The organism is Photorhabdus sp. P32 (assembly GCF_038085095.1).
Taxonomy (GTDB): domain Bacteria; phylum Pseudomonadota; class Gammaproteobacteria; order Enterobacterales; family Enterobacteriaceae; genus Photorhabdus; species Photorhabdus luminescens.
This window is the reverse complement of the sequence record NZ_JAZGJN010000289.1, coordinates 73,028-92,008: the sequence shown is the minus strand read 5'-3', so window position 1 is coordinate 92,008 and position 18,981 is coordinate 73,028. Positions and strand designations below refer to the sequence as shown.

At 42.3% G+C, this 18,981-nt stretch carries 19 protein-coding genes and 1 pseudogene; 12 read left to right on the top strand and 8 right to left on the bottom strand.

Annotation, left to right across the window (positions count from 1 at the left end; all coding sequences use genetic code 11):
- Nucleotides 1-128: 128 nt before the first annotated feature.
- A complete protein-coding gene (sohB, locus tag V2H77_RS19850) occupies nucleotides 129-1,175 on the top strand; it encodes a protease SohB (protein ID WP_341500189.1) in 1,047 nt (348 codons plus the stop codon).
- 174 nt (nucleotides 1,176-1,349) lie between these two features.
- Here the strand turns inward: sohB and V2H77_RS19845 are convergent, their stop codons facing one another.
- Nucleotides 1,350-1,481, bottom strand: a complete 132-nt coding sequence (locus V2H77_RS19845; protein WP_341500188.1) for a hypothetical protein — start codon at nucleotides 1,479-1,481, stop codon at nucleotides 1,350-1,352.
- 108 nt (nucleotides 1,482-1,589) lie between these two features.
- Between V2H77_RS19845 and V2H77_RS19840 the strand changes: the two genes are divergently transcribed.
- Nucleotides 1,590-2,420, top strand: coding sequence for an alpha/beta fold hydrolase (locus V2H77_RS19840; protein ID WP_341500187.1), 831 nt, complete (start codon nucleotides 1,590-1,592; stop codon nucleotides 2,418-2,420).
- 105 nt (nucleotides 2,421-2,525) lie between these two features.
- On the opposite strand, the pseudogene V2H77_RS19835 reads toward V2H77_RS19840, so the two are convergent.
- Nucleotides 2,526-2,719: pseudogene (locus V2H77_RS19835) on the bottom strand (DUF2498 family protein).
- Nucleotides 2,720-2,737: 18 nt separating this feature from the next.
- Nucleotides 2,738-2,887 (bottom strand): hypothetical protein, encoded by a 150-nt coding sequence (locus V2H77_RS19830; protein WP_341500186.1) that lies wholly within the window; start codon nucleotides 2,885-2,887, stop codon nucleotides 2,738-2,740.
- 188 nt (nucleotides 2,888-3,075) lie between these two features.
- Here V2H77_RS19830 and topA point away from each other — a divergent pair, with 188 nt between their 5' ends.
- Together topA and cysB are read left to right on the top strand one after the other, a co-directional pair.
- Nucleotides 3,076-5,676 (top strand): type I DNA topoisomerase, encoded by a 2,601-nt coding sequence (gene topA, locus V2H77_RS19825; RefSeq protein ID WP_341500185.1) that lies wholly within the window; start codon nucleotides 3,076-3,078, stop codon nucleotides 5,674-5,676.
- A gap of 322 nt (nucleotides 5,677-5,998) precedes the next feature.
- Nucleotides 5,999-6,973 (top strand): HTH-type transcriptional regulator CysB, encoded by a 975-nt coding sequence (gene cysB, locus V2H77_RS19820; RefSeq protein ID WP_139656613.1) that lies wholly within the window; start codon nucleotides 5,999-6,001, stop codon nucleotides 6,971-6,973.
- 42 nt (nucleotides 6,974-7,015) lie between these two features.
- Here cysB and V2H77_RS19815 read toward each other — a convergent pair whose 3' ends face one another.
- Nucleotides 7,016-7,849 carry a hypothetical protein gene (locus V2H77_RS19815; protein ID WP_341500184.1) on the bottom strand — a complete coding sequence of 278 codons (834 nt, stop codon included), beginning with the start codon at nucleotides 7,847-7,849 and terminating at the stop codon, nucleotides 7,016-7,018.
- Between the two features lie 252 nt (nucleotides 7,850-8,101).
- On the opposite strand from V2H77_RS19815, the gene acnA reads away from it, so the two are divergent.
- Complete coding sequence (gene acnA / locus V2H77_RS19810) at nucleotides 8,102-10,777, top strand: aconitate hydratase AcnA (protein ID WP_341500183.1); 2,676 nt, start codon at nucleotides 8,102-8,104, stop codon at nucleotides 10,775-10,777.
- 71 nt (nucleotides 10,778-10,848) lie between these two features.
- On the opposite strand, the gene ribA is transcribed toward acnA, so the two are convergent.
- Nucleotides 10,849-11,457 carry a GTP cyclohydrolase II gene (gene ribA / locus V2H77_RS19805; protein WP_341500182.1) on the bottom strand — a complete coding sequence of 203 codons (609 nt, stop codon included), beginning with the start codon at nucleotides 11,455-11,457 and terminating at the stop codon, nucleotides 10,849-10,851.
- A 210-nt stretch (nucleotides 11,458-11,667) separates the two neighbouring features.
- Between ribA and pgpB the strand changes: the two genes are divergently transcribed.
- From pgpB to V2H77_RS19770, 7 genes are all read left to right on the top strand, one after another.
- Complete coding sequence (pgpB, locus tag V2H77_RS19800) at nucleotides 11,668-12,429, top strand: phosphatidylglycerophosphatase B (protein ID WP_341500181.1); 762 nt, start codon at nucleotides 11,668-11,670, stop codon at nucleotides 12,427-12,429.
- 161 nt (nucleotides 12,430-12,590) lie between these two features.
- Nucleotides 12,591-12,902, top strand: coding sequence for a LapA family protein (locus V2H77_RS19795; protein ID WP_341500180.1), 312 nt, complete (start codon nucleotides 12,591-12,593; stop codon nucleotides 12,900-12,902).
- Between the two features lie 6 nt (nucleotides 12,903-12,908).
- Complete coding sequence (lapB, locus tag V2H77_RS19790) at nucleotides 12,909-14,078, top strand: lipopolysaccharide assembly protein LapB (protein WP_341500179.1); 1,170 nt, start codon at nucleotides 12,909-12,911, stop codon at nucleotides 14,076-14,078.
- A 44-nt stretch (nucleotides 14,079-14,122) separates the two neighbouring features.
- Entirely contained in the window at nucleotides 14,123-14,869 is a 747-nt protein-coding gene (gene pyrF / locus V2H77_RS19785) for an orotidine-5'-phosphate decarboxylase (RefSeq protein ID WP_341500178.1), read from the top strand.
- A complete protein-coding gene (gene yciH, locus V2H77_RS19780) occupies nucleotides 14,859-15,185 on the top strand; it encodes a stress response translation initiation inhibitor YciH (RefSeq protein WP_265377630.1) in 327 nt (108 codons plus the stop codon). The genes pyrF and yciH overlap by 11 nt, the downstream gene beginning before the upstream one ends.
- A 398-nt stretch (nucleotides 15,186-15,583) precedes the next feature.
- Nucleotides 15,584-16,189, top strand: coding sequence for a TetR/AcrR family transcriptional regulator (locus V2H77_RS19775; protein WP_341500177.1), 606 nt, complete (start codon nucleotides 15,584-15,586; stop codon nucleotides 16,187-16,189).
- A gap of 34 nt (nucleotides 16,190-16,223) precedes the next feature.
- Nucleotides 16,224-16,703 (top strand): nuclear transport factor 2 family protein, encoded by a 480-nt coding sequence (locus tag V2H77_RS19770; RefSeq protein ID WP_341500176.1) that lies wholly within the window; start codon nucleotides 16,224-16,226, stop codon nucleotides 16,701-16,703.
- An 88-nt stretch (nucleotides 16,704-16,791) separates the two neighbouring features.
- Here V2H77_RS19770 and V2H77_RS19765 read toward each other — a convergent pair whose 3' ends face one another.
- The 3 genes from V2H77_RS19765 to V2H77_RS19755 all read right to left on the bottom strand — a co-directional run bounded on the left by V2H77_RS19765 (nucleotide 16,792) and on the right by V2H77_RS19755 (nucleotide 18,980).
- The gene (locus V2H77_RS19765; protein WP_341500175.1) at nucleotides 16,792-18,072 is read right to left on the bottom strand and encodes a type II toxin-antitoxin system HipA family toxin; all 1,281 of its coding nucleotides are present in this window, start codon (nucleotides 18,070-18,072) and stop codon (nucleotides 16,792-16,794) included.
- Nucleotides 18,069-18,257, bottom strand: coding sequence for a hypothetical protein (locus V2H77_RS19760; RefSeq protein ID WP_254921166.1), 189 nt, complete (start codon nucleotides 18,255-18,257; stop codon nucleotides 18,069-18,071). The genes V2H77_RS19765 and V2H77_RS19760 overlap by 4 nt, the downstream gene beginning before the upstream one ends.
- Nucleotides 18,258-18,716: 459 nt before the next feature.
- The gene (locus tag V2H77_RS19755) at nucleotides 18,717-18,980 is read right to left on the bottom strand and encodes a type II toxin-antitoxin system CcdA family antitoxin (RefSeq protein WP_341500211.1); all 264 of its coding nucleotides are present in this window, start codon (nucleotides 18,978-18,980) and stop codon (nucleotides 18,717-18,719) included.
- Between the last annotated feature and the right edge of the window lies 1 nt (nucleotide 18,981).

Here is an 18,981-nt window from a genome sequence, read left to right as displayed (position 1 = left end):
TTTGTACATAGTTGTGTGCATAATTTGTTTTTTTAAATGTCAATCAATTATAAAACATTGTTTTTAAATGAAAAAACCTAAATGTATTTATTTTAGTTATTCAGGTTAAGCAGAAAAAGGTGAATTTTGTGGAGTATTTATCTCTTTACGGGTTGTTTTTAGCCAAAGTAGTTACTCTGGTATTGGCGGTTATTGCTTTGGCTGTGTTTGGTATTGGCATGGGAATGCGGAAATCTTCGCTAAAAGGAGAATTAAAACTTACCGATCTCGGTGAGTCATATCGGGATAAGCAGCGTCAAATGCAGCGGGCGCGCATGACAGAAGCGGAAGGAAAAGTTTGGCAGAAAGAGTTTAATAAGCAACAAAAGCTCGAATCCAAGCAGAAGAAAAGTGACGCTAAGGCTGGTCATAAAGGGTTACAGAAACCTTGTCTTTATGTACTGGATTTTAAAGGGAGTATGGATGCACATGAAGTCGATTCATTACGTGAAGAGATTAGCGCAATTCTGGCCGTGGCAGATGCAAAAGATGAAGTGTTGTTACGTCTTGAAAGCCCTGGAGGAATGGTGCATGGCTATGGATTGGCGGCCTCTCAGCTTGTCCGTTTGCGCCAGAAAGGCATTCGTTTAACTATCGTTGTAGATAAAGTTGCTGCCAGTGGCGGTTATATGATGGCTTGTGTTGCTGATCGCATTGTTGCTGCGCCTTTTGCCATTATTGGTTCTATTGGCGTGGTCGCTCAGATTCCTAACATTCATAAACTATTGAAGAAGAATGATATCGATGTAGAACTTCATACGGCTGGTGAATATAAACGTACACTGACTGTGTTGGGGGAAAATACAGAGCAGGGTCGGAAGAAATTTCAGGAAGATTTGAATCAGACTCACGAACTATTCAAAGCGTTTATCCATACACATCGTCCATCGCTTAATGTAGAAAGTGTGGCAACAGGCGAATATTGGTATGGCTTACAAGCGAAAGAGAAGGGATTGATTGACGAAATTGGCGTCAGCGATGATCTGCTGATTGCTCAAATAGATAATTGTGAAGTTATTGGTGTCAGTTATACACGCCGTAAACGCATGGTAGAGCGTTTCACCGGCAGTGCAATGGAAAGTATTGATAAACTTCTATTGCGCTGGTGGCAAAGAGGGGAGAAGCCTCTGCTTTAATTAAATTCCGTACTTTGAATTAATTATCTTGGCGTATCCTAAGACGTTCTATTTCGACGTTCAGGGGCGCCTTGATATATTGCTTAATTGTAATGTGCAATTGAACAGAGCGACGTTTATTCTGACGTTGATTATCATGATGTTTTGCCCCTGAAAAAAAGTGTTTTGATCCTGTTAAAATATTACAGGTGTTACATAATTTGCTTTACCTACCCCTTCCTGCTTGTGATGAGCCGCAGGCTTTTCTACATCAATAGTTGATACTCTGGCTTTGCGTTTATCTGTCTCTGCCTGGCTGGTCTTCAAACATGTTCAAGTCACTTTTGCACAGCGCTATTGGCGTCTTTAAACGCATTCATGCAAATCCTCGAAGAATGGCAACTTACAATAATATTCATAAGGAAATAAAGTATTATGGCTATTTCACAATACGATATTCATACCAGTCATGCTGTCATCTCTGTTTCTGATACGGGAGGTGATGGGTTACCGGTCCTCCTTATACACGGTAATTCAAGTTGTAAAGAAATTTTTCGCCATCAGATTCACTGTTTTGGTGACGAATACCGGATTTTAGCTATTGATTTACCAGGGCATGGTGCTTCATCAAATGCAGTGGACCCTCGCCGAACCTATTCGATATCTGGTTATGCCCTTTGCATCATCGAAGTACTGGAAAAATTGGGCATCGATAAAGTTGCTGTTTTCGGATGGTCACTGGGAGGGCATATCGGTTTGGAGCTTATCTCTCGATTCCCAGGGATTGTCGGAATAATGATTTGCGGCACGCCGCCGGTTAGCCCAGGTGCAGAGAATGTCCGTCTTGGATTTAAACCGAGCCGGTTTATGGCAATATCGGGTAAGGCTTCGCTGACAGAAGAGGAGATTACGGATTATACCCTGGCTTTGTATGGAGAAAACGCACTTTGTGAGCCATTTTTAAGAGCCGCTGTAGCGCGGACCGATGGTTTGGCGCGGCAATATATGTCTGAAGCGTCGGTTTCACCGGACGTTATGGATCAACGGTTATTGGTTGAAACAAACCCAACGCCACTAGCTATCGTTAATGGTGTAGAAGATTTATTCGTTAATATTGATTACATTAACGGGATAACCTATAAAAATCTCTGGACTGGTCAGGTGTACAACTTGCTCAACTTGGGGCATGGGCCATTCTGGGAAGCGCCAGAGCTGTTTAACCCTTTGATGGCAGGTTTTTTTTCTGATCTCACCTTGGAAGCATAATTGATACCTGTAGTTTATCGTCAGAAGTGCTTTATATACCCGGCAGATATATTTTTATATCTTTTTCATATATCTGCCTATTCATTGCTCAATAAATTTTTGTTATTAATTTCCGAGATAATATTGCTTCGATAGGATATGCGTCAGTTGTTCGAACATATTGAAAATAGCAGTACTTTTGACTGTAGGTGGACCATTTTCGCTTAGAAAAGATTCACCATTAATACTAATACATCTCCTTTTTGTTCTACGCTATTTATATACATGTCATGAATAAAATCTTCATGTTAGCGGATAATATGGTTGGTTTTTTTTAGTCATTGTTTACCTTTAATCGGTGTTGTTCCGTTTTGTCTTTTTGTATCCTTATCAAAAATAATTTGTTGCGCATCATTTTTTATCAGGTAGAGTGTGAATTTTTCATCGTGCAGATGGAAGATTTTGTTTACGGTGATCACTTCATCCATTTGCATAGCTCATGGGCGGTATCTAAAATACCTTAGATAATTCAATATGTTTCGAGTTTGGGGAAATCAACTGAATAAAAATAAGTTGATATATTGAGAATCTATCGCAATATAAAAAGAGGTTTTAAATACCGTGATATGGCGCAGTGAATTCCACCATCTGAAAAGATAATTAGGTAAAGATAACTATGGGTAAAGCTCTTGTAATAGTGGAGTCCCCGGCAAAGGCCAAAACAATCAACAAATATTTGGGGAGTGACTACGTGGTGAAATCCAGCGTTGGTCATATCCGTGATTTGCCGACCAGCGGCTCAGCCAGCCAAAAGAGTTCGAGCTCATCTACTGATAAGTCTAAGAAGAAGGTTAAAAAAGATGAGAAAGCTGCATTAGTCAACCGTATGGGGGTTGATCCATACCGTGGTTGGGAAGCGAATTATCAGATTTTGCCGGGCAAAGAGAAGGTCGTGGCAGAGCTAAAATCACTGGCTGAAAAAGTTGATCATGTTTATCTCGCAACGGATCTTGACCGCGAGGGAGAAGCCATTGCATGGCACTTGCGGGAAGTGATTGGTGGTGATGGCGATCGTTTTAGTCGGGTTGTTTTTAATGAAATCACTAAAAATGCCATCAAACAGGCATTTGATAATCCGGGTGAATTAAATATTCATCGGATAAATGCTCAACAAGCTCGCCGTTTTATGGATCGCGTCGTGGGGTATATGGTTTCTCCGCTACTGTGGAAAAAGGTTGCCAGAGGGCTCTCAGCCGGTCGTGTGCAATCGGTAGCAGTACGCCTTGTAGTAGAGAGGGAACGTGAAATTAAAGCGTTTGTACCGGTAGAATATTGGCAATTACATGCTGATTTGCTGGCGAAAGGCGAAATTTCACTGCATATGGAAGTGACCCATCAGCAGGGTAAACCGTTTAAGCCGGTTAATAGTGAACAAACCCAAGCCGCTGTCTCTTTACTAGAAAAAGCCCGTTACAAAGTGATCGATCGTGAAGATCGTCCGACATCCAGTAAACCGAGTGCGCCGTTTATCACATCTACATTGCAACAGGCAGCCAGCACGCGCTTAGGGTTTGGCGTTAAAAAGACCATGATGATGGCTCAGCGTTTGTATGAAGCCGGATATATTACATATATGCGTACTGATTCAACGAACCTGAGTCAGGATGCGCTGGATATGGTTCGTGGTTATATCAATGATAATTTTGGCGATAACTACCTGCCAAAAACAGCCAATACTTACAGCAGTAAAGAGAATTCACAGGAAGCGCATGAAGCGATTCGTCCTTCCAGTGTTGATATCATGGCAGAACAACTGAAAGATATGGATGCGGATGCACAGAAGCTGTATCAGCTAATTTGGCGTCAGTTTGTGGCTTGTCAGATGACGCCAGCGAAATACGATTCCACAACATTGACTGTACAGGCAGGTGATTTTGAATTGCGTGCCAAAGGTCGTACACTGCGTTTTGATGGCTGGACAAAAGTGATGCCTGTATTGCGCAAAGGCGACGAAGACCACACGTTGCCGGTTGTTGAAATTGGTACGGAACTTGATTTGCAACAACTGCTCCCAAGCCAGCACTTCACTAAACCGCCGGCACGCTATAGTGAAGCATCTCTGGTTAAAGAACTGGAGAAACGCAGTATTGGTCGTCCATCCACCTATGCTTCCATTATCTCCACGATTCAGGAGCGTGGTTATGTCCGAGTAGAGAGTCGCCGTTTCTACTCAGAGAAAATGGGAGAGATTGTGACTGATCGTCTGGAAGAGAATTTCAACGAGCTGATGAGTTATGATTTTACTGCGCGCATGGAAGATCAGCTTGATCAGGTCGCAACTAACAAAGCCGAGTGGAAAGGGGTTCTGGATGAGTTTTTCACTGATTTTAGCGAACAGCTAGACGTCGCCAATAAAGAGCCGGAAGAGGGTGGTATGCGGCCCAATCCGATGGTTATTACTTCTATTGAATGCCCGACCTGCCAGCGTTCTATGGGCATTCGGACGGCAACCACTGGCGTTTTCCTGGGTTGTTCTGGTTATGCGTTATCACCTAAAGAGCGCTGTAAACAGACGATAAACCTTATCCCTGAGAATGAAATTCTTAATGTCTTGGAAGGAGATGAGGCGGAAACAAATGCGTTGCGCGCCCGTCGTCGCTGTAAAAAATGTGGTACAGCGATGGACAGTTACCTTATTGATAACCAACGTAAACTACATGTTTGTGGTAATAACCCTGCTTGTGATGGTTACGAAGTGGAAGAGGGCGAATTTCGCATTAAGGGATATGACGGTCCGGTTATCGAATGTGATAAATGTGGCGCTGAAATGCACCTGAAAATGGGGCGTTTCGGTAAATACATGGGCTGTACCGATGAAACTTGTAAAAATACCCGTAAAATCTTGCGTAGCGGCGAAGTAGCGCCGCCAAAAGAAGATCCGGTTCCGTTGCCAGAGCTTCCTTGTGAAAAATCTGATGCCTATTTTGTATTGCGCGATGGCGCCGCTGGTGTATTTTTAGCGGCGAATACCTTCCCTAAATCTAGAGAAACCAGAGCGCCGTTGGTAGAAGAACTAGCGCGTTTTAAAGAGCGTCTGCCGGAGAAATTACGCTATTTGGCTGATGCTCCTGCGGCAGATGCTGAAGGCAATAAAACAGTTATCCGTTTTAGCCGTAAAACTAAACAGCAATATGCTTCTTCGGAGAAAAATGGCAAGGCAACGGGTTGGAGTGTGTTTTATGTTGATGGAAAATGGGTTGAGAAAGATAAAAAGTAGTAATTTTTGACAGAATTAACACTCTCTTTTTCTCAGGAAAGGGATTATTTTCTTCTATTAAGCCAACCTTATAGGTTGGCTTTTTTCGTCTATAGGCAGTATCTTAAAATATATGAATTAGAATCGCGCTAAACATTCATTATGAATTTTCGATTATTCGTTATATAAATATATAATCGTGTTATAGTGGTTATATGCGACAATAATATTATTTCTATTCGTTATAATAAATAGCAAACAGCAATATCAGTCCAGGTTTCTAAGTCATACCAAGTTTCTAAGTCATAATTGTTCACAGCGTTTATTTTGGGATGGTGTTTATATGAAATTGCAACAGCTTCGTTACATCGTGGAGGTGGTAAACCACAACCTTAATGTTTCATCTACGGCAGAAGGATTGTATACATCTCAACCCGGGATCAGTAAGCAGGTCAGAATGCTTGAAGATGAATTAGGTATTCAGATTTTTTCCCGTAGTGGTAAACACCTGACGCATGTTACTCCCGCAGGTGAAGAGGTTGTCCGAATTTCTCGTGAAGTATTATCTAAGATTGATGCAATACGGTCAGTTGCTAGTGAACATACTTATCCGAATCGTGGTTCGCTATATATTGCTACTACCCACACACAGGCCCGTTATGCATTACCTCCTGTGATTAAAGGCTTTATTGAACGTTATCCGCAGGTTTCTTTACACATGCATCAGGGGTCGCCAACACAAATTGCTGAAGCTGTGAGTAAAGGTAGTGCTGATTTTGCTATTGCAACTGAGGCGCTGCATTTATATGAAGATTTGATAATGTTGCCTTGTTACCATTGGAACAGGACGTTGGTGGTGACATCGGATCACCCGCTGGCCGGTAAAGAAAGCGTTTCAATTGAAGAATTGGCTGAATATCAACTGGTCACTTATACATTTGGCTTTACTGGTCGTTCTGAGTTAGATATTGCATTCGATAAAGTGGGCTTAAAACCTAAAATTGTTTTCACTGCGACGGATGCTGATGTTATTAAAACCTATGTCCGGTTGGGGTTAGGTGTGGGGGTTATTGCCAACATGGCGGTTGATCCGGTACAGGATAAAGATCTGGTTTGCATTGATATGCGTGATAAATTCGGCTATAGCACAACTAAGATTGGTTTTCGTCGCAGTAGTTTTTTACGCAGCTACATGTATGACTTTATGTGGCGTTTTGCGCCTCACCTGACGCGTGATGTTATTGATCAGGCTGTTGCTTTACGCTCGAATGAAGATATCGAAGCTATGTTTAAAGATATCAAATTACCAATTGTATAATGAAATAATTAGGGAGCCAATATTACTATTGGCTCCCTAATTTTACTTATCAGATGGTTCAAACTCACCACTGAAGAAATCATCAGAATCTTCTATTGATGTTTTTCTTTGTTTGTTAATGAAACTATCAAAACTGGCTTTAATCTCAGGATTGTCGAGCGCTTCATAGTCTAAGACCGATATTAAGGATGAATACGCAAAATCAATGTTGACATTTTCATTAGAAGCACAACTTGATAAAAAGTTTGAATTAGTGCTATCAAAATTAACTCGATAGAGTTTTAGTTTCGGAATATATAGTGTCTTATCTCCTACAATCAAGGTATCAATAGCAATCGTCAGTGTCACAGTAGAATAGAAGCCTTTATTTTTCCGTATACCTAAGCGGATTGTTTCCCCTTGTTTAGTAAGAAACTTAGCGAAATCTGGCAACATATCTGTATTTTCGAATACAACTACATTCATAATGAAATTAAGGAAACTTTTTGAGATGCTTAAACCATTTAATGAATCAGTGTAATTTTTAGATTCAACTTTGCTGGTACCCATTAGAGGTAATTTGTTAACGACTTTAGTCCAAAAGTCCATGTCTGTTTTATATTGCTCTCCATACTTTTCCGCGTATTTATTGACATAATTAGTGGCGATGGAGGAAAGTGCAATTAATGTTTGACTTAATTTATTAGTTTTCTCTATAACTTCTGGTTTATCAGATAATTGTTTGGCTATAATGAACTGAACTAAACCATCTTTCTCGTTATATTTATTGGTATTTTCTATACTAAAATGAGCGTCATCGATATGAAAGAACGTATTAGCTTCATTGATTTTTGCGATATGTTCCTGGTTATTCGTAATTGCGTTTTTTATATCCATTATTTTTTCCTTGTTTTTTTATTGATAATTTAAATCCAATTGAATTGTTAGCGAGTTAATTCTATCTGATTATCATTCGATTGTTTACCCGACTAAATTATCAAAATTTATTACTGAAATTCTGATAGATACACTGAATTGACCCATTGTGCGGTAATAAAAAACAAATATTTACTTATATGTTATGTTTAATTTGTGCCATTATCATTAAGGTAGTTTTGAGTTATGCCAATATAAGAAGAAGGAGGAGTTATGTCGTTTGATTTGAAAAAGGTTTGTGTTTCAACACTTTCCGCTGCAAGTAAACAATATGATTATTACAGCTTACCACTGGTTGCTAAACATTTGGGGGATATTTCCCGTTTACCCAAATCCATGAAAGTTCTTCTGGAAAATCTTCTTCGCAATATTGATGGCAATTCTGTTGTGGATGATGATTTGAAAGCGATTGTTGATTGGCAAAATACCGGCCATGCAGACAGAGAAATTGCTTACCAGCCAGCACGTGTATTGATGCAGGATTTCACCGGTGTTCCTGCCGTTGTTGATTTAGCGGCTATGAGAGAAGCGGTTCGGCGTCTTGGTGGCGATGTTGAACAGGTAAATCCGCTATCCCCTGTTGATTTGGTTATTGACCATTCAGTTATGGTGGATAAATTTGGCACGGAAAAAGCCTTTGAACAAAATGTTCAACTAGAAATGGAACGCAACTATGAACGTTATCTCTTTCTGCGTTGGGGGCAAAAAGCTTTTAACCGTTTTCGTGTTGTCCCGCCAGGAACGGGAATTTGCCATCAGGTAAACCTAGAATACCTGGGTAAAACGGTTTGGCATGAAATGCATAACGGACGGGAGCTGGCTTATCCTGATACCTTGGTTGGTACCGATTCTCATACCACCATGATCAATGGCCTCGGTGTTTTAGGATGGGGTGTAGGTGGTATTGAAGCTGAAGCAGCTATGTTAGGACAACCTATTTCCATGCTTATTCCTGATGTGGTGGGTTTTAAACTTACTGGCAAGTTATGCGAAGGGATTACCGCAACAGACCTTGTGCTAACAGTGACTCAAATGCTGCGTAAACATGGCGTGGTCGGGAAATTTGTAGAATTTTATGGGGATGGGTTAGCTGACTTGCCGCTGGCGGACAGGGCAACCATTGCCAATATGTCGCCGGAATATGGCGCAACTTGCGGTTTCTTCCCGATAGATGATATTACCCTGAGCTATATGCGGTTGACAGGGCGTACAGAACAGCAGATTGCGCTGGTGGAAGCCTATTGTAAGGTCCAGGGATTATGGCGAAATCCCGGTGATGAACCGGTATTTACCAGCAGTCTTGAGCTGGACATGTCAACGGTGGAAGCGAGCCTCGCTGGGCCGAAACGTCCACAAGACAGAGTGGCTTTAGCACGAGTCCCTCAAGTATTTCAATCAGCCGTTGATTTGGAAATGAATAAATCCCAGGGGAAAGCCGTCTCAGCGCCAGTGAATTTGGGTAACCAAAAGTACGAGTTAGAAGAAGGTGCTGTCGTCATTGCTGCGATTACTTCCTGTACCAACACATCTAATCCCAGCGTACTGATGGCTGCGGGTTTGTTGGCGAAGAAAGCGGTTGAGAAGGGGCTTAAACGCCAACCGTGGGTGAAAACCTCACTGGCGCCCGGCTCGAAAGTGGTGACGGATTACCTTGAACTGGCAGGCTTGATGCCATATCTGGAGCAATTGGGCTTCAATCTGGTTGGTTATGGTTGCACAACTTGCATTGGCAACTCTGGGCCGCTGCCTGAAGCTATTGAAATGGCGATTAAACAAACTGATCTTACCGTCGGCGCAGTCCTTTCTGGCAACCGAAACTTTGAAGGTCGTATCCATCCTCAGATAAAAACTAACTGGCTAGCGTCGCCGCCGTTAGTTGTAGCGTATGCTCTATCTGGCAGCATGAAAAAGGATTTAACTAAAGATCCTCTTGGTCAAGATCAACACGGCAATAATATCTATTTGAAGGATATATGGCCTGATAGCAAAGAAATTGCTGAAGCTGTTGAGCAAATTAAGGCTGATATGTTTCATAAAGAGTATGCGGAAGTCTTTGATGGTGATGAAACATGGCAATCGCTGGACGTTGCGAGCTCGGCAACTTATCACTTCCAGCCTGATTCTACTTATATTCGCCACCCGCCATTCTTTAATGAGATGACAGCAGAGCCGGAAGCGATAACGGATATTCACGGTGCGAATATATTGGCTATTCTTGGGGATTCTGTAACCACAGACCATATTTCTCCGGCGGGGAATATCAAGGCTGACAGTCCGGCAGGGCGTTATCTTCAGGAACATGGCGTTGAACCGAAAGATTTTAACTCCTACGGCTCAAGGCGCGGTAATCATGAAGTCATGATGCGTGGAACATTTGCTAATATCCGTATCCGTAATGAGATGATTTCTGGTGTAGAAGGAGGATATACCCGTCATATTCCGTCACAAACACAATTAGCGATTTATGATGCGGCTATGCGTTATCAGGAAGAAAAAACACCGTTAGCTATCATTGCAGGTAAAGAATATGGTTCCGGTTCGAGCCGCGACTGGGCAGCGAAAGGGACTCGGTTATTGGGCGTTAGAGTGGTGATTGCGGAATCATTTGAGCGTATTCACCGTTCGAACCTGATTGGCATGGGGGTATTACCACTGGAATTCCCTGAAGGCGTAAATCGTAAGACGCTAAATTTGCGAGGCGAGGAGACAATTGATATTGAAGGGATGAATAACCTCAAGCCAGGGCAGATTATACCGGTGAAACTGACTTATGTGGATGGGCGTAAGGAAATCATCAATGCTCGGTGTCGTATTGATACCGGAACTGAATTGGATTATTTCCATCACGGCGGTATTTTGCATTACGTTATTCGCCACATGTTGAAATAGTCTTTACAGCATATACTAAAGGCGGCACTGATTATTTAAGCGCCGTCTTTCCCCGCTAGCTTACTGAAAAACTAATTCTGCTCAGGTAACAAATGACCCATTTTTCTGGCTTTGGTATCTAAATAATAAGCATTTTTAGGATTACGGCCGGTAATTAATGGAACACGTTCTACAATATTAATCCCGGCTTCGGCCATAATTTCCACTTTTTTAGGATTATTTGTCAGCAGGCGAATAGCTTGAACGCCGAGTAATTTATACATATCTGCACATAAGGTAAAATCACGCTCATCAGCGGCAAAACCTAACTGATGGTTAGCTTCTACGGTATCGATACCGTTATCCTGTAATGCGTAAGCACGAATTTTGTTGAGTAGGCCAATATTACGACCTTCTTGCCGATGGTAAAGTAATACGCCTCGTCCTTCTTTAGCAATCTGAGCAAGGGCGGCTTCAAGTTGAAAGCCGCAATCACAACGTAGACTAAACAGGGCGTCACCGGTCAGACATTCTGAATGGATTCTGGAAAGAACAGGCTCATTGCCAGAAATAGTACCGTATACTAATGCGACATGATCTTGACCTGTGGCGACTTCTTCAAAGCCAACCATTAAAAAATCGCCCCAGGGAGTGGGTAACTTGGCCTCAGCGACTCGTTTTAACTGCATTTTATTGTTCATATGTTGATTCAGACTCGTTACAAGACATAGATGCGAAAAACAATACCGGTCTGGGAAATCAGTGGACACTGCGTAAAAGATTTTCTCTGATCATAATGTGACGATATTTTGCCATATTTACTGCAAATTATCTGTCAAAAACTTTCAAATAATCATATATAAATGGCAGCTATGGCACTAACATGTTAACGCTGAACAGGTTTTTAAAATATGTATAAAAATAGTCCGGTATCAGATATGAATCAATTTATCAAACCTATTATTATCGCAACTTTGATTTTATTGCTACCGCCTGTAGCCGTATTGACGGCAGGTTGGCAATGGCAGCCTATGGGAGAATATTTATGGCTTGAAATACTGTATTGGATTACGAATACTTCTGGTGAGCCGTGGTGTTATCTGGTTTTTCTGTTTTTTATTTTAGGGCTACTGTTGCTGTTTGCTACTTCGGTCAGACAGGGAGGAATATTGGTTGCTATTGTTCTGGGGCTTCTTTTAACAGGGCAAGGCATAAAGGTTTTGGTAAAAAATACCACTAAAGAGCCTCGCCCTTATGTTGTTTGGTTAGAAAAAAACTATCGGGCGCCGACAGATGAGTTTTATCAGTATCAGCGAAAACAGCGGGCCGAGTTGTTGCAGCGCTATTTAAAAGCTGATGACCGTATTCCACAGTGGCAACTTACTCATTGGAAAAGAGAGACGGGATATGCTTTTCCTTCTGGACATACCTTGTTTGCTGCCAGTTTGTCACTACTTTTAGTCGGTTTTTTATGGCCGCGTCGTCGCTATATTTTATCTATAATTGTGACGATATGGGCAATGAGTGTTTTGATTAGCAGAATGGCATTAGGTATGCACTGGCCGCAGGATATTATCACATCAACGTTAATTAGTGCGGTATTAGTGATGGTTATTTGTTATCTCACAGAAAAGTGGCGGTTGATTAACGGCAAAAAGGATTTGGCGGTATAATTGCTTCTTATTTACACTTAATCGATGGGAAGATATCGTAAAAAAGCTAAAAGACGCATTTATCATGATAAATTGCTTCCTATATCCAGACTGGAAATGCTAATTTAATGAGCCGTTATCCAGCATAATGTCCAAGCAACAATTAGATAACAGGAAAAAATGTGAAATATTTTCTGATTTTATTACTGGTGTTGGCGATCTTTGTCATTTCGGTGACGCTTGGATCGAATAACGATCAGGTTGTTACATTTAACTATCTGATTGCTAAAGGGAATTACTCTGTATCTACACTTTTAGCTGTATTATTTGCTAGCGGTTTCGTGTTAGGTTGGGTTATTTGTGGATTATTTTATCTTCGTGCTCGTTTGTCATTAGGCAGAGCTGAACGAAAGATTAAGCGACTCGAAGCGCAACTGGAGCAACCTGCTGAGCCTTCGGTTACTCATTCATCGCTTGCACTTAGCAAGGAATAAACTCCTATGTTAGAGCTGCTGTTTCTGTTGCTTCCTGTGGCCGCTGCTTATGGCTGGTATATGGGGCGCAGGAGTGCTCAACAGGATAAGCAACAAAATGCTGATCGCTTATCACGAGAATATGTTGCCGGAGTTAACTTCCTCCTTTCAAACCAGCAAGATAAAGCGGTGGATCTGTTTCTTGAAATGCTTAAAGAGGATAGTTCCGCTTTTGAAGCGCATTTGACTTTGGGGAATCTATTCCGTTCCAGAGGGGAAGTCGAGCGGGCTATCCGTATTCATCAATCTCTCATGGAAAGCGCTTCTCTGACATTTGATCAGCGTTTGCTTGCGACGCAACAATTGGGCCGCGATTATATGTCTGCGGGTTTGTATGATCGTGCTGAAAATATGTTTGCTCAGTTGGTGAATGAAAAAGATTTTCGGCAAAATGCGCTTCAATCGCTGCTAACTATTTATCAAGCAACCAGTGATTGGAAAAAAGCCATTGATATCGCCGAGAAATTAGTCAAATCCGGCAAACATGATTTACGGGAGAAAATTGCCCATTTTTATTGTGAGCTCGCTTTACAAGAGATGAGTGGCGATGATCTTGATGAGGCCATCGGTTATCTCAATAAAGCGGTTCAGGCAGATAAAAATTGCGCCAGAGTTTCTATCATGTTGGGGCGCCTGTTTATGGCCCGACAAGAGTACACCAAAGCGGCGGATGCTTTAAAATCTGTTCTTGAGCAAGATAAACAATTGGTTAGCGAGGTGTTGCCTATTCTCCAGGAGTGTTACCAGCATCTGAATCAGATTGATGAATGGGAAGATTTCCTGAGACGTTGTGTAGAGGAAGATTGTGGGGCTACGGCCGAGCTTTTGTTGGCGGATATTATCGAGCAGCAAAAAGGACATGAAGTCGCGCAAATTTATATCAACCATCGATTAGAGCGTCATCCGACCATGCGCCTGTTTTATCGCCTGATGGATTACCATTTAGCTGAGGCGGAAGAGGGGCGGGCGAAAGAAAGTATTATCTTGTTGCGGGACATGGTTGGTGAGCAAATTCGGACTAAACCTAATTATCGCTGCCATAAATGCGGCTTTACTTCTCATTCACTTTATTGGCACTGTCCATCATGTCGTTCGTGGGATTCAATTAAACCGATCCGTGGATTAGATGGTCAGTGACAGTGTCATCGTAATGTTGCTTTGTTAGTCAAAAAGGTTAAAAAATGACATCTCATACCTTAACATCGTTCGGTAGACAGATTAGCTCGCCTGTTATTGTTGCTTTAGATTATGACAATCAGGATGCGGCGCTGGCTTTTGCCGACAACATTGATCCACGGGATTGCCGTCTGAAAGTGGGTAAAGAGATGTTTACCCTTCATGGTCCGCAGTTTGTTAAGTTGCTGCATCAACGTGGCTTTGAAGTATTTTTGGATTTGAAATTCCACGATATTCCTAATACCACCGCCAGAGCGGTAGCCGCTGCTGCTGAGATGGGGGTTTGGATGGTAAATGTACATGCTAGTGGCGGCGCCAGAATGATGATGGCGGCGAAAGAGGCGCTGCTACCTTATGGTCATAATGCGCCGTTGCTAATTGCTGTCACGGTATTAACCAGCATGGAACGATCGGATCTGCAAGGTATTGGTATTGATATGGCGCCAGCGCAACAGGCCGAAAGGCTGGCAAAACTGACTCAGGCATGTGGGCTGGATGGTGTGGTTTGTTCTGCGCATGAAGCTCAGCAACTGAAAAAGGTTTGTGGTCAGAATTTTCAATTAGTTACTCCCGGCATTCGTCCGACGGGCAGTGAGGCGGGAGATCAGCGGCGTATCATGACCCCAGAACAGGCGGTATTGGCTGGCGTTGATTATATGGTTATTGGGCGTCCGATTACCCGTGCCGCCGATCCTGCGGCAACATTGCGCCAGATTAATCAATCTATTGCGGGAGTTATTAATGCAAGATAATAATTCGCGGTTAGTCTATTCCACAGACAGAGGGCGCATTCAGGAAGAAACAGTTAAACCTCAGCGTCCAAAAGGGGATGGCATCGTTCGTATTCAGCGTCAAACCAGTGGCCGTAAAGGAAAAGGGGTTTGTGTAATTACCGGGATTGATGCTGATGATCAGACGCTAGCTAAGCTGGCGGCTGAATTGAAGAAAAAATGCGGCTGTGGTGGTTCAGTGAAAGAAGGTGAGATTGAAATTCAAGGCGATAAAAGAGATTTATTGAAACAGTTACTTGAAGCCAAAGGCATGACAGTTAAATTAGCTGGCGGCTGACAGAAGGGCGGATATTCGCCCTTCATTCATTTTATTCCTGATTTTAATTATTGGTAGTGTTTTAATATATTCATTAATAATATTCCTAAATGATTTAATTAGAATTAATTCACAATTAATAAGCAAGATATATTCTTGAAAATATTATACTGAAATAATTTTGTAATATTATTTTTCCTCTTACAAATAAATTTCTATTTTTTAATTGATATAATAAGCAAGAAACGGTAATAGGAAATTTAATATTATTTCTTTATTTCTCTGATAAGATCATTATTAAAAGGTGTTCTCATGTGGAAATGAGTAATTTTGATGATAAAGGCAGCGAGTATTAATAATTGTTTTTTAAATCATATAGATAACAATTTAAATCCATTTTTTTAGTAAAGAGGTTGACTATGGAGAATGATCGTTCTACCATGAAAAACATGGAAGGTGAGCAAGCGCCCAATATCAGGGAAAACATGTTGGATGTTGTAGAGGAATTGATTTACACAAGAGGGATTGCGGCTACAGGTATCGATCTGATAACGCGCACGACAGGTTCCTCACGTAAGACAATTTATCGTTATTTTGGTACGAAAGAGGGGTTGATTGAAGAAGTTCTTCGTCGGCGAGATGAACGCTGGATGCGGTGGTTTACCTCATCACTAGCTGAATATAAAACGCCAGGAGAAAAATTACTGAATATTTTTCTGGTATTACAAAGATGGTTCGCGAGTGATGATTTTAGAGGATGTGCATTTATTAATACATCTGGTGAACGCCCTAACCCTGATGATCCGGTAAGAATAATTGCTAAGGAACATAAAGAGAAAGTTTTTACTTACGTACTTTCGATTTGTGAAGAAATATCGCCAGATTCATCGGTGGATTTAGCGAAGAAATTCCTACTCTTAATAGAAGGCGCAATTACGACTGCGCATGTGATGAATGATGCACATTATGCTTTAGAGGCGATGAATATTGCCAGGGCATTGCTGAATAAATGCGATATGAGTTAATGAAAAATTTAATTGTAATTAATTAGGAGACAATATGTCTGATACAAAAGAAATTCGCCAGCCGGTGCCGCCATTTACCCGGGAAACTGCTATTCAGAAAGTCCGTTTAGCGGAAGATGGATGGAATAGTCGTGATCCAGAAAAGGTTGCATTGGCCTATTCATTGGATACCCATTGGCGTAATCGCGCTGAATTTGTGCATAGCCGTAAAGAGGCTCAGGGTTTATTAACCAGAAAATGGGCGAAAGAACATGAATATCGCTTAATTAAAGAACTTTGGGCATTTACTGATAATAGAATAGCGGTTCGTTATGCTTATGAATGGCATGACGATTCCGGTAACTGGTTTCGCTCGTATGGTAATGAGAACTGGGAATTTAACGAAGATGGCTTGATGTACAACCGCTATGCTTGCATTAATGACCTTCCGATAAAAGAGTCTGAACGTAAATTTCATTGGCCTTTAGGTCGCCGCCCTGATGATCATCCTGGATTATCTGAATTGGGATTATAATTTAATCGCAGATATAAAACCGTAAATTGGGTTGCCACTCCGGTGGCACCCTTTTAACAGAAGAATTCGGAAGACTCGCACCCTGAATTTATCGTTTGAGGCAGGACAGATTTCGGTTAATGCAGTCTGTGACCTGATGGAGTTCGTCAGTGGGAATATCATCAGTTACATTCTGTGCAATATGAGCGAAGTCAGCGGCGACATCCGCTATTTCATCAATAATGTTGTTCATTCTGGCCGACGTGATGCCTGAATCTTTGGCAATCTTGAGCAACATGGTGCGGGTGATATCTGTTCCGTGGCCGGTCACTGAGGTTTGATGTTGTCCGCCGGGTCCGTCTGCAAAGGTCAGATCATAGGCGGGGGATACCACCCATTCATTGCTTTCATTCAGAATGAAAGAAAAATTCTTCACATGATCATCACGATTATGCATCAACACGTTGAACACCATACGCCGGGCTTGGATTTCTCGCTCAATGACAGAGCGCGTGATGGAACCAGTCGCCCGTAAGATATCTATGTAATCCATACAAGGTAAGCGGAAGTCGGCATGTAGGGCGCCGGCCATACTCAGTACCGGCACTCGCATGCCATTCTCACGATCAAACCGCCGGACACCGAATGCAGCGAGTTCCCCTTCAAGGCGGAAATAGCGACTTGTGGGGAAATCAATGCCCGCTATTCTAGCGGTACAGGCATATGCTTCTTCAAGAGCGCAGACCCAAGGATTTTCCTGTGCTGCGGGGAATTTGACCAACCAAGGCTCACTCCCCGGGAACGCAGTCGTTTTCATCTGTCCGGTAGATGGATTATATTCTACTTGCGCTTTTGGTCTGGCTCCGTGAGGCGAGCCGCCAAGCAGGAAAAGTTCACGCAGTGCCTCTGAGTCCTGACCAGTTACTTCCTGACGAATCTGCTGAGCTAGCCCAGTCAAGTTCAGAATACTATATTTGTCTTCTTGGTCGTCAGGTAAAGGCAGAGCAGGTTGGTAGGTCAGAGCGCCCATCGTGTTATCGCCTAACAATGCAAGGCGTTCCAGGACTGAAATCCGACCAGGATCGACATGATTACGGCGAAGGAACCGGTCCATAATCAGCCGTCCCCACCCATCTGGCAGGGAATCTGCAATGAAGCCGGGGAGCCAGTCCTGAAAGTATTCAAAATTCGCGTAAGTATCAGAGGAAAGCGGTAGTTGCAGAGGCGAGAATTCGATGCCGCTATCAAGAGCTTTGTCGGTGTATTCAAATAAATAGCGGCCGCGCACAGTACTTTCGGCCAGATGACCCAATACCCACTGTTCTCCATGACCGTGGTAGATCACCTGTAGTCGGTCCAGTGACTGGTACTGAAAGTTTCGCGTCGTCATTTTTTTGCGTCTCCTGATTGATGAGCGCGGCCGTTGCCGGAGGGTTTCCGGGATGAACGTTGGGTTCGCCGGGCGCGCTGGCGAACCGGCGCTTTCATGGCTTCGAGTTGAGCAATGCTGGCCGGTTGTAGCATAAACAAGGACTTAATCTCGTTTTCTAACCGTAGAGCAAAGACGACCTTCATAAAATTCTCAAGCGTGCCCCGCCCGCTGCCTTCAAGTTTTTTGAGCGCCGAGACGGAAATACCGCTCCTGAGTGCTAGCTCTGTCTGGAGCATGTTACGCCGTAGCCGATGTTCCCGGAGGCGATGCCCAAGTTCTGCCAGCAACTCCGATTCGGTATAAATCATTAAAGCCACAAACGCATCTCCTAAGTTTAAATTTGATAGTTAAGAGGCTTTATAATACCTCTTATTTTACCAAAACTTAATTATGAAAGGATAAAAATTTAAACGTTCTATATAAATCTCATAAATGTATTTTTGATACTTTAGGGTTTTATATGAGACCTTTATAGAATAAATGCTAGTGAATTCCTTGCTTGTAATTAAGTTATCTACATCAAGGCGATCAAGAACGGCTACTAGGAAAGGATCTGATATATTGCGGCAAAAACATATTCAAAAGTTCTGGTATTGAAATCTTTACGCTTTATCCCAAGGTGCCGGAGTTTGCATTGTTTTACGCAGAAGTTCATTGGATTGAACCGGCATGTCAAGTCGAGCGAGATCAGAAAAAAGACCATTCTTTTCAACGAAGTCATTTAGTGCTTCCAGACCGGCAAGGTTTTCGGCCAACCGGCGTTCGCGTTGCCGCTCTTTAACTATCTGTTCCAACGCCTTGTTTAGCGTTGTGGACAAATTCAAATCCAGCGCCTTAGCCTGTTCAATGAGATCAGTGCTTAGGATA